Origin of the sequence: Cohnella terricola (assembly GCF_007786475.1) — a bacterium.
Classification (GTDB): Bacteria; Bacillota; Bacilli; order Paenibacillales; family Paenibacillaceae; genus Cohnella; species Cohnella terricola.
The window spans coordinates 1-14,044 of the sequence record NZ_VNJJ01000019.1; the positions used below are offsets into that span (position 1 = coordinate 1).

At 48.8% G+C, this 14,044-nt stretch carries 10 protein-coding genes; 9 read left to right on the forward strand and 1 reads right to left on the reverse strand.

The window, feature by feature from the left end:
* The 6 genes from FPZ45_RS22115 to FPZ45_RS22140 form a co-directional block, all read left to right on the forward strand.
* Positions 1-122, forward strand: a 122-nt coding sequence (locus tag FPZ45_RS22115; protein ID WP_144703829.1) for an IS3 family transposase, incomplete at its 5' end; no start/stop codon positions are given.
* Between the two features lie 300 nt (positions 123-422).
* Positions 423-1,352 carry an ABC transporter permease gene (locus FPZ45_RS22120; RefSeq protein ID WP_246120544.1) on the forward strand — a complete coding sequence of 310 codons (930 nt, stop codon included), beginning with the start codon at positions 423-425 and terminating at the stop codon, positions 1,350-1,352.
* Between the two features lie 15 nt (positions 1,353-1,367).
* On the forward strand, positions 1,368-2,255 hold the full coding sequence (locus FPZ45_RS22125; RefSeq protein WP_144706617.1) for a carbohydrate ABC transporter permease: 888 nt from the start codon (positions 1,368-1,370) through the stop codon (positions 2,253-2,255).
* Positions 2,256-2,327: 72 nt separating this feature from the next.
* The gene (locus FPZ45_RS22130; RefSeq protein ID WP_144706619.1) at positions 2,328-3,890 is read left to right on the forward strand and encodes a DUF3502 domain-containing protein; all 1,563 of its coding nucleotides are present in this window, start codon (positions 2,328-2,330) and stop codon (positions 3,888-3,890) included.
* Between the two features lie 84 nt (positions 3,891-3,974).
* Entirely contained in the window at positions 3,975-6,626 is a 2,652-nt protein-coding gene (locus FPZ45_RS22135) for a glycoside hydrolase family 38 N-terminal domain-containing protein (RefSeq protein WP_144706621.1), read from the forward strand.
* 47 nt (positions 6,627-6,673) lie between these two features.
* Complete coding sequence (locus FPZ45_RS22140) at positions 6,674-7,963, forward strand: ISNCY family transposase (RefSeq protein WP_144706623.1); 1,290 nt, start codon at positions 6,674-6,676, stop codon at positions 7,961-7,963.
* A gap of 78 nt (positions 7,964-8,041) precedes the next feature.
* On the opposite strand, the gene FPZ45_RS22145 is transcribed toward FPZ45_RS22140, so the two are convergent.
* Complete coding sequence (locus FPZ45_RS22145) at positions 8,042-10,297, reverse strand: AraC family transcriptional regulator (RefSeq protein WP_144706625.1); 2,256 nt, start codon at positions 10,295-10,297, stop codon at positions 8,042-8,044.
* 217 nt (positions 10,298-10,514) lie between these two features.
* On the opposite strand from FPZ45_RS22145, the gene FPZ45_RS22150 reads away from it, so the two are divergent.
* From FPZ45_RS22150 to FPZ45_RS22160, 3 genes are all read left to right on the forward strand, one after another.
* Positions 10,515-11,426, forward strand: a complete 912-nt coding sequence (locus FPZ45_RS22150; protein WP_144706627.1) for an ABC transporter permease — start codon at positions 10,515-10,517, stop codon at positions 11,424-11,426.
* Positions 11,427-11,454: 28 nt separating this feature from the next.
* Positions 11,455-12,306 carry a carbohydrate ABC transporter permease gene (locus FPZ45_RS22155; RefSeq protein ID WP_144706629.1) on the forward strand — a complete coding sequence of 284 codons (852 nt, stop codon included), beginning with the start codon at positions 11,455-11,457 and terminating at the stop codon, positions 12,304-12,306.
* 69 nt (positions 12,307-12,375) lie between these two features.
* Entirely contained in the window at positions 12,376-13,995 is a 1,620-nt protein-coding gene (locus FPZ45_RS22160; protein ID WP_144706631.1) for an extracellular solute-binding protein, read from the forward strand.
* The last annotated feature ends 49 nt before the right edge of the window (positions 13,996-14,044 follow it).

A 14,044-nucleotide genomic window follows, 5' to 3' on the forward strand; every position in this document is an offset into this window, starting at 1 on the left:
ACCAGACTTTTGAGCAGTTGAAGAACGATATTGATGACTACATGCACTTTTACAATAACGAACGATTGCAGCAAAAACTAAACGGCCTCAGTCCCATACAGTTCAGGACCAAGGCCGCTTAATTGCTTTTGTTTATTAGACTGTCTACTTGACGGGGTGCAGTTCAGTTCATTCCTGTACCGCCTTTTTTTGGTTTATGGCAGCTTTCTTTAGCAGATTATGGGCAAGCGATAGCCGCCCGACCCCACTTTGCGGGGTTATTTTAGATAAAGTACAGTCGATTTTATGCGTTTTTTGCGTTTCGTACAGTACTTTTTTGATGCCGCGAAAATGAGCAGTATCCAGGCGACGGACGATTCCCGTATGCTCAAGGCACAAACAAAGCGGCGGTCGCGAAATCGCCGAGAGGGGGAAACCATAAGGTGAGAATATGGACGGCGCTGCGCAACGAGGGCAGACACTTCTGGAGAGGCAAAAGTTTATTCCTCCTCAGCCTGCCCGCCATGATCATCGTATTCGTGTTTTACTATTTACCGATGTACGGCATTGTAATCGCTTTTAAGGACATTAACTATGCCAAAGGCATTTGGGGAAGCGATTGGGTCGGTCTGGACAACTTCAAGTTTTTCTTTCAATCCCAGGATGCGATGCGCATTACGAGGAACACACTTCTGCTAAACGGAGTGTTCATCGCCGTAGGTATCTTCTTCGCGGTCGTCATCGGTCTGATGATGGCAGAGCTGGGGAGAAGATGGGTGAGAATCTTTCAGACGATACTGTTTTTTCCTTATTTTCTATCCTGGGTCGTTGTCGGTTTCATCACTTACATTTTACTGAATCCGTCTTACGGCGTCATCGACAAAGCGCTGGAGTGGATGAATCTGACTCCGGTGGACTGGTATAGCAAACCCGGCTACTGGCCGGTTATTCTAACACTTACGTACTTATGGAAAAACGTCGGCTACACCGCGATCATCTTCTTCACCGGTTTGATCGCGATCGATACGACGTATTACGAGGCGGCTTCGATCGACGGAGCTACCCGGTTCCAGCAAATTCGCAAAATCTCGATTCCGCTTATCGTTCCGTTGATTACGCTGCTCGTCATCTTAAATATCGGACGGATTTTCTATTCGGATTTCGGGTTATTCTACTTCATTCCGCGGGATGCGGGGATGCTATATTCGACGACGGACGTCGTGGATACGTACGTATTCCGCGCGCTCAGGGTGACCGGGGACATCGGCATGGCTTCCGCCGCCAGCTTGTACCAGGCGATCGTCGGTTTGGTGCTCGTCTTCTCGACGAATCTGATCGTTCGCAAATTCAACAAAGAGAACGCGCTGTTCTAACGGAGGCGAGTGAAGATGCGCAAATCAAACATAGAAAAAACCGGAAACCAGCCATGGATTATCGTCGTTTTCATCGTCTTGTCGCTCTTGATCGTGTTTCCGCTTCTGTACGTGATCGCGGTATCGGTGTCCAGCGATGCGGACATCGCGAGGTACGGGTATAAGCTGATTCCGAAGAGCATTTCGTTTCAGGCGTACGAATATATTTTCCGGACCCCGAAGGGGCTCCTGCAATCTTATTTGATTACGATTATCGTGACGACTGTGGGAACGACACTCTCTCTATTGCTTACTTCGTCGATCGCTTACGTCATGACCCGCAAGGATTACCGTTACAGCCGACTAACGACGTTTTTCGTCTTCTTTACCTTATTGTTCAATGCGGGCCTCGTTCCTTCCTATATCGTTGCGACGAACGTTCTGCATATTCAGGATACGCTTTGGGCGCTTATTCTACCGTACGGCGTCAGCGCATGGTTCACGATGCTGATGAAAGGGTTCATGGACGGATTGCCGTTCGAGATCATCGAATCCGCGAAAATCGATGGCTCCGGGGAATGGGGGATATTTATCCGCATCGTCCTGCCGCTGACCAAACCGGCGCTGGCGACCATCGGCCTGTTCTATGCCCTCGCCTATTGGAATGACTGGTGGCTGGCTATGTTGTACATCCAGAGCGAACACCTTGTTCCTCTGCAGTACTACCTGCAGCGAATCATGACGAATATCGAGTTTCTGACCAAAAACATGCAGGCTGGCATCAATGTTGATATGAGCGCGATCCCGGCCGAATCGTCGCGTATGGCGATCGCGATCCTGGCGGCAGGCCCGATGATGTTCGCCTTCCCGTTCTTCCAGAAATATTTGATCAAAGGGCTGACCGTCGGTTCTATCAAAGGTTAGCGGGAGCAAAATTCCACTAGATTATCAGTCCACTTTCGGATGATAATAAATAGAACATAGGAGGGTTATTGCATGAAAAGAAAAGGGTTAAAGTTTGGCACAGTATCGCTGGCTCTCATGTTGTCCGTCAGTTCGCTGCTTGGCGCCTGCAGCAACGACAAGAAATCGGAATCGTCGCCTTCGGCTAGCAGTCCTGCCGCCAATACGGAGACGCCAGCCGGTAACGAATCAAGCGCTGCTTCGGATCTGAAGCCTTACGAAATTACATGGTATTTGCCGCAAAACGTATTCCCGGACGCGAAGCTTGTTCAGGATGCGATGAGCAAAATTACGAAAGAGAAAATTAATGCAACGCTAGATATCAAGCTGGTCGATTGGGGTACTTACGATCAGAAGATGCAAGCGATTGCCGCTTCCGGCGAGAAAGCCGACCTGATCTTCACGTCCAACTGGACGAACGATTACTTGACGAACGTGAACAAAGGCGCGTTCCTCGACGTTACGGACCTCCTGCAGCAGTATGGTCAGGACATCCTCAAGCAAGTGCCTCCGGCCGCTTGGGATGCAGCGAAAGTTCAAGGTAAGCTCTACGCGATCATCAATACGCAAGTGTTGGCCAGAACGCCTGGCGTTCTGATCAACAAGGACTATATGGATAAATACGGGTACACTGCGGACCAATTCAAGTCGCTGGCCGATCTGACTCCGTTCCTGGAAAAAGTCAAAGCAGGCGACCCGGACAAATATCCGTTCAGCTTAAAAGGCGACGTAGACATTATGAATAACTATGGGTCCGCGATGGGTCTCGAATCTTTCTCGTCCAAAAACCCGGGCGTCGTTCGGATCGACGACGACGCAACCCAAGTCGTCAATCTGTACGAAACGCAAGAATTCGCCGATCTTCTGAAGCAAATGCATGAATGGTACCAAAAGGGCATTATCCGCAAAGACGCCGCAACGCTGAAGGATGTGAGCTCCGACGAACTCGCGGGCAAATACATTTCTTCCACGTTCACGGTTATTAATCCGGATTCGGCCGCCAGCCAGGCTCCTAAATTTGGCGGAGGCGACGCGACGAAAGTGGCCGCAGTCGAATTTTCCGAGCCGTATATGAGCACGGGCTCCATTATCGCGACGATGACGGCGATCTCGCGCACGTCTAAAGATCCGGCCAGAGCGATGATGTTCTATAACCTGATGTATTCCGATCCTGAACTGTTTAACCTGATGAGCTACGGGATCGAAGGCACGCATTACACGAAAGTCAGCGACGACTTGATCAAGAAGACCGACAACGCGGGTTATTGGGTTGATTCCGGTTGGGAATATGGCAACATGTTCAACTCCTACCGCACGAGCGAGACGCAGCCGAAATGGTATCCGGCAGGCCCGGACAAAAACGCCGCGGCGATTCCGTCCAAGCTGCTGGGCTTCTCGTTCGATCCGAGCAACGTGAAGAGCGAACTCGCGCAAACGGCTTCCGTCGTAGACGAATTCTATGCCGGTCTCATTACCGGTATTGCCGATCCGGATACGACGCTGCCGAAGATGAACGCCAAGCTGAAGAAAGCCGGCCTGGATAGAATCATCTCCGAGATGCAGTCGCAGATCGACGCTTGGAAAGCTACCAAATAAACAACAAGACGAAGCACAATAGCCGCCGGCTTTCTGACAAGGAGAGAGTCGGCGGCTATTGTCGCAACACGGGGTGTATAAAATATGTCGAAAATCAAAGAAGTACTCGTCCTGCACCATAGCCATCTGGACGTCGGGTATACGCACGCGCAGCCGATTTTGTTGGAAATGCATAAAAGATATATTGACGAAGCGTTGCAGCTATGCGAGCTCACTGAACATTGGGAGGAGCGAGACCGCTTCCGCTGGACGTGTGAATCGAGTTATCCGGTGCTGTTATGGCTGGAGACGGCCCGTCCGGAGGAAGTCGACCGCATGAAGCGGTTTCTGCACAACGGACAAATGAGCCTGTCGGCTTCCTTCCTGCATGCGACTCCGTTGTGTACTGCGGAAGAGATGACAAGGATGCTGCAACCGATCGCCCGCCTGCGTACCCAATTCGGAATCGAACTGAAAACGGCGATTCATCATGATGTGAACGGTCAGCCATGGCCTTATGCCCAATTGCTTCTCGACGCCGGAGTCGACTTCTTTATTATGGGAATTAACATTCATTTCGGCGGATTTCCGCTCTCGCGGCCAAGCGCTTTCCAGTGGCAGGCGCCGGACGGGCGAAAGCTTCTCTCATTTAACGGAGAACACTATTCCCTCTTCAGCCAAGTGTGTAACGTCAACGCGAAGGATACGGGCATCATGGCGGAAGGTCTTGCGAAATATTTAGCGGGCATCGAATCGAACCCGGACTATCCGTTCGATTTCGTCTACTTGACCGCGACGAATCTGCCTCTCTACGACAACAATCCGCCCGACCGCGAACTCGCGGAGCTGATTCGCAAGTGGAACGCGGAAGGCCGAGAACCGGCGATCTCGTTCGTGACGCCGGAGCAATTGCGGGAGCGGGTGAACGCGAACAAGGAGCAACTGCGGGAGTATGCGGGGGATTGGACGGACTATTGGAATTTCGGCTCCGGAAGCTCCGCGAAAGAGACGAAGCTGAACCGCAGAACGAAGCAAGGGATGAAAGCCGTCGACCTGTTTGATGCATTCGTGAAGACGGATAATGCTTCGTACGATCGCGCCAAGAAGCAGGCTTGGGAACAAATCATGCTATACGACGAGCATACTTGGGGCGTTTTCCATTCGGTCAGCGAGCCGAACCATCTGAATACCGATATCCAATGGATGCACAAAGCGCATTACGCTTATCAGGCGAACAGCTTGACCGGCTTTCTGCTTGGCGATCAGTTGGAACGTCTGGCAGGCAACCCGCTGCAATCGGAAGAGCCCGAAGGACTGTTGCTCGTTAATCCTTCTTCTGTTCCGATCGCGTACGACGTACAGATTCCTTCGAGCTTTACGGTCCCCGGACGGCACTTGGCTGCGGACCGGATGAGGCACGTGTTGATGAACAACGAACGCTATCCGCTGAATACGAGCTACGGCACCGTCGAACTTCCGCCGTTTAGTTGGCGCAAAATCCCTTTTAGCGAATTGAACCCGGCAGATCCGTCGGCTTCGGTCGAAGTTTTCCCGGGCAAGATCGTAATCAACGGTGAAGGACTTTGGGAACGCGAAGAAGTCGACGAGGAGGGGCGAATCGAGACGCCGTTCCACCGTTTGCAGTTTAACCCATTGACCGGGCGGATTACGAGTCTGTTCGATAAGCGGAACGGCTGGGAGGCGCTCGATACCGAGAGTACGTGGACACTGTTCCAATACGTGCAGGAAACCGTCGATCCGATGTTTCACTCCAATAACCGCAGCGCGATCTTCCCGCGGGACACGGCGAAAGGGAATGAAGGGATCAGCGTATGGAACCATGAGTGGAAAGCGAGAAGACAAACCTATTCGCGCCTGATCTCTTGCCGGGTCGAGCGAGGGGCGAACTGCGCCTCGTTGATTCTAAAATGGGATGCTCCGGGCGTAGAGGAACTTGAACAACGGATTACGCTGTTCGGATACCGCGATGATATCGAAATGAAGGCCAGCTTTATCAAACAGGATATTACAACTCCGGAAGGAACGTATTTCGCGTTTCCGCTGAACTTGAAAAAGTGGCGCTGCCACTATGATACGGCGGGACAATTCGCCGAATTGGACGCCGGGCAGCTGCCCGGCGTATGCAGGGATTACTTGACGGTAGACAAAAGCGTCTCCGTCGCCGACGATCGGCACGGAGTCACGCTTGTCTGCGTCGACGCCCCGCTCGTGCAAGTCGGAGACTTCCATTTCGGCAAAGAGCAGAAGCAGGTGGAACGCCGCGACCGTCCACTGCTGTTGGCATGGCCGATGAACAACTATTGGGACACGAACTTCCGCGGTCGCCAACCGGGCTTCAACTCGTTTACGTACGTGTTGTCGACGTTCCAGGAATTCGATCCGGCGGCAACGATGACAAAAGCTCTACAGACCGTTACGCCGGTGCTTTCGGTCCCCGCGGTCGTATGTCCGAAAGAGGAAGAAGGAGCTTTCATCCAACTGAGCGGAGACGATGGCGTTCAATTGTTCGACGTCAAACGCTCCGAGAACGGGTTGGGCATCGTAGTTCGGCTCTTGAATTGCAAGGACGAAGCAACGCAGACGCGGATCGGATTCCCGGACAGAACGATCGAAGCCGCTTGCCTGACGGACGCGCTGGAGCAATTCCGCTCCGGAATCGACGAGGTCGATGAGCGTAGCGTAACGGTTAATCTCGGACCGAAGCAATTGGCGCATGTGTACGTCGTCGTGGCGTGATAATGTCACCCTGTAACTGTTCTGAGATGGGACGGGAGACAGTGACATTGACCGGAGCAGAGCTAAAGAAGGTACTTGTCGTGGAGAAGATCCTTGGCGGACAGATGACAAACTGCGAAGGTGCGGCAGTTCTAGGGGTAACGAAACGACAGGTGATTCGACTAAAGCAACGATACGAAGCAGAAGGAGCTCAAGGGCTGACACACAAGAACCGGGGTAGAAAACCGGCGCATGCCTTGGAGGATGCGGTGAAAGAACGGGCAGTGGAATTATACCTAGCCAAGTACCGCGGCAGCAACAACTGTCACTTTGCCGAGCTGCTAGCGGAACATGAATCGCTTCAATTGAGCAGTTCCAGTGTTAGACGTATTCTACTCGCTAAAGGCATTAATCAAACCAAGCAGCGGCGGCGAAGTAAGACTCACCAGCCCCGAGAACGCAAGCCGCAAGCGGGCATGTTGTGGCAGATCGACGCGAAACCGTTTGCGTGGTTGGAAGACCGCGCACCGGCTTTCGTCTTACACGCCGCCATTGACGACGCTATAGGCACAGTCGTAGGGGCTGTGTTCCGGTCCGCAGAATGTCGTGACGGTTACTCTGTCGTCATGCAGCAAGGGATCATGAAATACGGTATACCGCTTGGTCTTTATAGTGACCGACATACCATCTTTCGTTCGCCAAATGAGAAACTCACTTTGGAGCAGGAACTTGCAGGCGAGACGAAGCCGCTCTCACACTTTGGCAAGGCGATGGCGGATCTGCATATCGAGCATATCAAAGCCGTTACCCCGCATGCCAAGGGACGTGTAGAACGCCTCTGGGTGTCGCTCCGGAACCGCCTTGTAGTTGAACTACGGCTGCTTGGCATAACGACACTGGAAGCCGCTAACGAAGTATTGCCGTGGTTGATCCAGAAGCATAATCAACAGTTTGCCGTATCCCCTAAATCGGCAGAATCAGCCTATGTGAAGTTGGATAAGCAACTCAATCTAAATCATATTTTCACCATCCGGGAACCGAGGCAACTCGGACCCGGAAACACAATCTCTTACAACGGCACAAGCTATACGTTTGCAGTGCCCCCTGCCTATCGATTTGATACGAAAAAAACCGTTGAAGTGCGTGAAACGCTGTCAGGTGAAGTTTTAGTCTGGCACAAAGGCGAAGCGCTCAAGCTGAAGAAAACGGAAAAACCTCAGCGAAAAGCCGAACCAAAAACAAAAAAGGCGAGTTCTGCGCTGCAACGCATACCCGCCGCCAGTCACCCTTGGAGGAGTGCCTGGAACCCAAAGCAAGCTCAGAATAACACAAAGACGAAGACAGTCCAAGCCCCCTAACGGGGTCTTGACGGATTAAAGGGCAGCCAGAAATCGATTCTGGCTGCTTTCTTCTATGAGGCAACCATTTATTGCAGACTACGGGATATCCGGTTGGCTTTCCCGATATTGCTTTGGAGTTAACCCTGTAAGTTTCTTAAAAGCGGCGAAAAAGTGGCTTTTGGTAAGAAAGCCCGACCGCTCAATGATTTCGTACATGGTCAAGTCGGTGGACGTAAGCAGTTTTTTCGCGAGCGCAATTTTCTCGGTCAAAATATAATCGGACATGGTCATACCTGTGACTTCCCGGTGCATTTGACGCAAGTAACTGATCGAAAAGGAAAGATGTTCGGCGATGCGTTCCACGCTTAATTGAGGGTCCTGCAGATGTGTGCGGATATATTCGTGTATCTCATGAACGATCTTTTCTTGCCGGGTTTTAACTTTGGGAATCGTCATTTCCGAAATGATTTCACGAATGACGTCTTCAAGCCATGATTGAAGCTGAGCCAGGGTACTGAACCTGTCGAGCACTTGATGTATCCCTTTGAATTGCTGAATCGCATTGAGCTTATTAAAAGCTTTCGTCAACTCATAGACGAGATGAATGATGTTAAGCTTGCAATCCGAATAGGAACAGCCCGCGAACACTTTCATCTGCTGCCGGAGCTTGTCGATCGCTTGCTCGAATTGACCCTGTTGAATAAATTGGATCAATTCATGCGGTGAAATCTCGGTAGCGGGGAGCGACTGCACGAAATCCTCATATTCGTTTTCCATGAAAATATGATTTTCCCCGCTCAGGAATTTCAAGTTCGTCAATTCATAGATGTGTTGATATAGAATGCGCAAGTCGTCTTGTGAAGAAGTTGCGTTACTGATGGCAAGCGAAACGCTAATTTTAGTAATGGAAGAGATATGCTCCAGGATATCGTTCAGCTGTGGCAGTAAAGTTACAGGTTCTTGTTCTTCGGAACCGATCAATAGGACAAGATGGTCGGAGCCAAGATCCAGGCTTTCTGCAGCGATCCCTTGTTTGTGCAATATTTCTTCGGAAATGTTTCGAATGGCGTATTTCAGCAGCTTCCGAGAATTAAAGTCGTATTGTTCGCAAAAAGCGAGATAAGAGTCAATACGAATAACGGATAAATAAAGGTAATTCGTATGCAGCAGCTTCGTTTCCTGCATAAAAAAGTGACGGCTCTTCTGATTGAGATTCCCTTGAAATATCCATTGGCTCAAGTGCTCTGAACGAATCAAATCCCGATGATCCCGAATGGAAGAGTTTAACTGCTCTACATTCGTTAATATCGCTTCAAGTCCGCGGTCGATGAGTTTCATCTCGCTGTTACTAAGTATAGAAGAAATCCTATTTTTGTTATTCAAGTCCGACCCGTATTTATCTTTGATTTTCTCGGCTAATTGCGAAAGGGAGCCTAACGATCGTCGAGAGCTGATAAAAAACAGAATCGCAATAAGACCAAGCGATAAGAACGAAAAAGTCAGGAGTTTCTCTTTAAAAGCTTGGATTCGCTGTGTGATGTTACCGTAATTATTTGCATAGTAAAAATTCCAATCGTACATGTCGGATACAGCTTTATTGATATAAAATCGATCGCCTTGAAATTCAATATCGATATTGCTTTCCGTATGAGAGCGGAAGCTCTGATCGATGGCTTGATCGAGCTCGAGGAATGCACCGCCCATAATTCTTTGGCCGTCGACGGTGAAAATACTAACATCATTCGTCTCTTCGAGGTTGGGACCGAACAAGTAATTCATGAGCTTTGTTTTGTCGATCAGCAGCACCAGATATCCGTATTCCTGTTTATTAGGGGATGTAGGTACAATCATCGCCAAATATTCCGTATCGTTCACGATGTGGTTAAAAAACGACAAGTACATGTCATTATTAAAGGCAACTTTCTCTAGTATCGTATGATCCTCAAAATCTTTGAAAGCGCTTTTACCCAATTTGGAGTCAATCACGGATTGTGAAAGCGAATTAATAATGTAGGTTCTGGAGATGAAAGGTTCATTATACATAAAGTTGTTTTGTGATTTCATGGCGGCCACCGCCAAAAGCTGGTCGCTCTGATCTCCTAATAGCCAGTACTGAATATTTTGATCTTCGTACATGCTTAAGGCATAGCCCTTTAACTTTTCCAGTACATACTCGGTATTATCCCGTATTTCATTTACTTTGGTATGCGCGGTGCGGTCAACCTCTTCGATGGCGTAACGCGAAAATTGGGTCGTAATCAAAAAAATAAACGGCAGGAATACGATGATGAACACTGCCATGAACAGTATGAAGTTGCGGAAATAAATGCGCTGGAAAGCGACAAGTTGCATACGTGTCCCCCTGAGGATACATAGTTACTCTTATTATATCAAACCCTCAAGATCTTATCGGTCCTCATTCTGATACTCGAGTGTTCATTCCGATATTCCTGTGTGAAAACGAAGGTTCGATGCCGATTTGACGACTCTTGCACCGTTATCAGGACTTCCAAGCGTTGCGCCGCGAATGCTATTCTCGGTGCAACCAACATGAAAAGGAGGGGCCTGATTGAGCCTGATTAGAGAAATCTATAAGCATCGCTACATTTACTCGTTAGCGATACCTGGACTACTTATTTTATTCGTTTTTTCCTATTTGCCTCTCGCAGGCCATTTACTTGCATTCAAAAGTTTCGAGCATGACAAAGGGATTTGGGGCAGCCCATGGGTAGGCTTCGACAACTTCCGTTTCTTTTTCGGAAATCCGGATTGGATTCATATCACATGGAACACGGTGTATTTGAACTCCTTATTTCTGATAGCCGAAATTGGTATCGCGACTTTGATGGCACTATTTCTAAACGAAGTACGCCATGTGCTGTTTAAACGTTTTCTGCAATCCGTTGTTTTTTTACCCTATTTCATTTCCTGGCTTGTCGTCTCGTTAATGGTATTCGGGTTGTTAAGCAATTCGGACGGTATGGTCAACCACTTTTTGGCCAAGAGCGGGATAGAACAGATGGATTGGTACCAAACGCCTTGGATTTGGCCGATTATCCTCACCGTTACTAGGGCTTGGAAAAGTGCTGGCTATTTATCGATTATTCTGCTTGCCGCCATCACTGGAATTTCCGGCGAATATTATGAAAGCGCGAAAATCGACGGGGCAACGCGGTTGCAGCAAATGACGAAAATCACCCTGCCATTATTGAGACCGACCATTATCGTGCTGACGCTGCTTGGAATCGGGCGAATCTTTTACGGAGACTTCGGTATGATCTACGCCATTATTCAAGACAACGGTGTGTTGTTCTCCACTACGGACGTTATCGATACTTACTCGTATCGCGCTTTGCGGCAATTGGGAGATTTCAGCATGTCATCGGCGATTGTACTCTATCAATCCATAATGGGCCTAGTAACCATATTAATATTCAATACGGTCGTACGGAAAATCGACAATGATTCAAGATTGTTCTGAATCGAATTTATAACCATAGGGAGAGAACATGGAGAAGATCTTGAATTTTATCATTTACTCGTTTCTAGGTTTGTTCGCGATCGGAAGTTTGTTGCCGTTTTGGATGGTCCTCATCAATTCTTTTGCCACAGAAAGCTCCCTCATTCAGGACGGTTTTCAGTTATGGCCAAGCGAATTTGGACTGGGAGCCTACCGGTTTTTATTAAAAGGTCATCAGGTGTTAAACAGCTATGGAATTACACTGATTGTAACGATTGCCGGAACGGCTGTCGCGCTGTGGGTAACGGCAGCGTTCGCCTACGTGCTTGCCCATCCCAAGATCAAATATAACAATTTGCTGTCTATGATGACCTATATTCCTATGGTTTTCGGCACCGGATTGGTCGGGTTTTATTTGCTGATTGTCAATTGGCTTAATCTGAAAGACACGGTTTGGGCGCTTATTTTGCCTTATCTCGTCAACCCGTTTCTGGCTTTCATTTTCGTCGCTTTTTATCGAACGCTTCCTTATGAGATTAATGAGTCGGCGACAGTAGACGGCGCGAACGAGTGGCGCATTTTTTTCCAAATCGTCAGGCCGATCGTTACGCCGGTCATGGTTACCGTCGGCTTGTTCTACGCTTTGCAATATTGGAATGACTGGTGGCTTGGGCTGTTGTTCATAGACAAATCAGAAATGTATCCGCTGCAAATATTGCTCAGGCAGCTTCTCGGCTCGGCAGATGCGCTGAAACTTTCGGCTACTTACGGGATTTCACCGCCATCGACAGGAATTAAACTCGCCATGGTTATCATTACAATCGGACCGATCATTTTCGCTTATCCGTTTATCCAGAAGTATTTTGTAAAAGGTTTGACGATAGGCGCCGTAAAAGGCTGACGATGGTTTTTATCGGCAATCGCCGATGAAAATAATAAAACAAACATTTTTGGGGAGGGCATTATCCGAATGAAACAAAAGAGATTAGCTTATCTCATGTTTGCCGCCGTACTCTGTCTTACAGTCGCGCTTAGCGGATGCAGTAAATCGAATTCCGCAAACGGCACGAAAGCACCGGCAGAGGCGAATACACCGACTGCGTCAGATACACCGTCTGCGTCGAACGATGCGGAAGATACGGCTTCGAACAATGTCGGCAGCGATCCAGTCACATTAAAAATTGTCGTTCCCGGAACCAAGGAAGCGAACTACGAACCTATTAAACAAGCTGTTGAGAAAAAACTTGCAGCAGATGGCCAAAACACGAAAATCGATTTTATTTACGTTGACTGGTCTGATTTGGAACAGAAAACGAAAGTCATGCTAGCTTCCGGCGAAAATATCGATTTGATCTTCGATGCGCCTTGGCTGCATATGAACCAAATGATTGCTGCAGGGTATTATGAAGATCTCAGCGATTTGCTGAACAAATTTGGATCTAACGTATTGAAGAATCGGTCCCAGCAAATGTGGGATGCAAACACCTTTAACGGAAAAACCATGGGAATCCCATTGGGGATTTACCTCACGCAAGGCCATTCCATCAACATCCGCAAGGATCTGCGCGAAGAGCTCGGATTGCCCCCGGTCAAAACATGGGACGATGTGGTAAAGTTCGCGTACGCGGTGAAAGAAAAGTATCCGAAGATCACGCCTTATTGGCCGCACCCTAGCGATATTACTTATTCAGTGGTGAACTGGCAAGTCCGGGACGATTCAGAGCTTCAAATGCGCCCGACCGGCGTGATCGGCGCCGACCTGGTTCTCAATTACAAAGGGAACGACGGAAAAGTTTTCAATTTGTTTGATGAGATGGAACCGAAAGTATGGGATATGATCATACAGGCTCGTAAGATGTATACGGATAAAATCATTAATCAAGATACGTTGACAACCAAACTCGCGACCGGAGATGCCCTGCAGCAAGGCAAGGCGGCGGCAGCCCCTATCATGCTCTTCGGACTGACTCATACGAAGGATCAAATGTCGCAGGCAGGAGAAAACGCAGAGGTTGAGTCCGTCCGCTTATTTGACTTTACGCCAGGCAAAAACATCTCCAACTTTGCCCAGGACAATTTCGTTGCCATTCCGAAAGCAAGCAAAAATAAAGAACGCGCCATGATGTTCCTTGATTGGGCCAACGCCAATGAGGAAAACTACATGCTGGTCGAGCATGGCATCGAAGGGACAGACTGGGAAAAAGTCGGCGACAAGAAATTCAAACAGCTCGTACCCGGAAAAGATGTGAACGGCGGCGGTCTTGCTTCATTTAGCTTGGTGTGGAACCCGGTCTTGGAAAAAACGATCGATACGGATGACGACGAGACGATGAAAGCGAACGACTTTATCAAAGTTGCCGACAACTTTACGAAGGATATTTTGACAGGCTTCACATTCGATTCGGCACCGGTAAAAAATGAAATCGCTCAATACGGCACGGTTCAGGCCAAATATTACATGGGTATTTTCAACGGTGTGCTCGATCCGGATAAATACTGGGATAAATACAAAAAAGAAGGATCGGCGCCTCTGAAGAAAATTCAAACAGAGCTTCAAAAACAAATCGATGCGTTCCTAGCATCAAAGTAATCGCAGCTCAGACGGGGATGCAAAATGCATCCCCGTTTACTATACAGGA

What these genes read in the sequence shown, in the direction of transcription:
- FPZ45_RS22125 (WP_144706617.1), top strand. Translation starts at nt 1,368, where the DNA reads ATGCGCAAATCAAACATAGAAAAAACCGGAAACCAGCCATGGATTATC.
- FPZ45_RS22130 (WP_144706619.1), top strand. Translation starts at nt 2,328, where the DNA reads ATGAAAAGAAAAGGGTTAAAGTTTGGCACAGTATCGCTGGCTCTCATG.
- FPZ45_RS22135 (WP_144706621.1), top strand. Translation starts at nt 3,975, where the DNA reads ATGTCGAAAATCAAAGAAGTACTCGTCCTGCACCATAGCCATCTGGAC.
- FPZ45_RS22145 (WP_144706625.1), bottom strand. Translation starts at nt 10,297, where the DNA reads ATGCAACTTGTCGCTTTCCAGCGCATTTATTTCCGCAACTTCATACTG.
- FPZ45_RS22155 (WP_144706629.1), top strand. Translation starts at nt 11,455, where the DNA reads ATGGAGAAGATCTTGAATTTTATCATTTACTCGTTTCTAGGTTTGTTC.
- FPZ45_RS22160 (WP_144706631.1), top strand. Translation starts at nt 12,376, where the DNA reads ATGAAACAAAAGAGATTAGCTTATCTCATGTTTGCCGCCGTACTCTGT.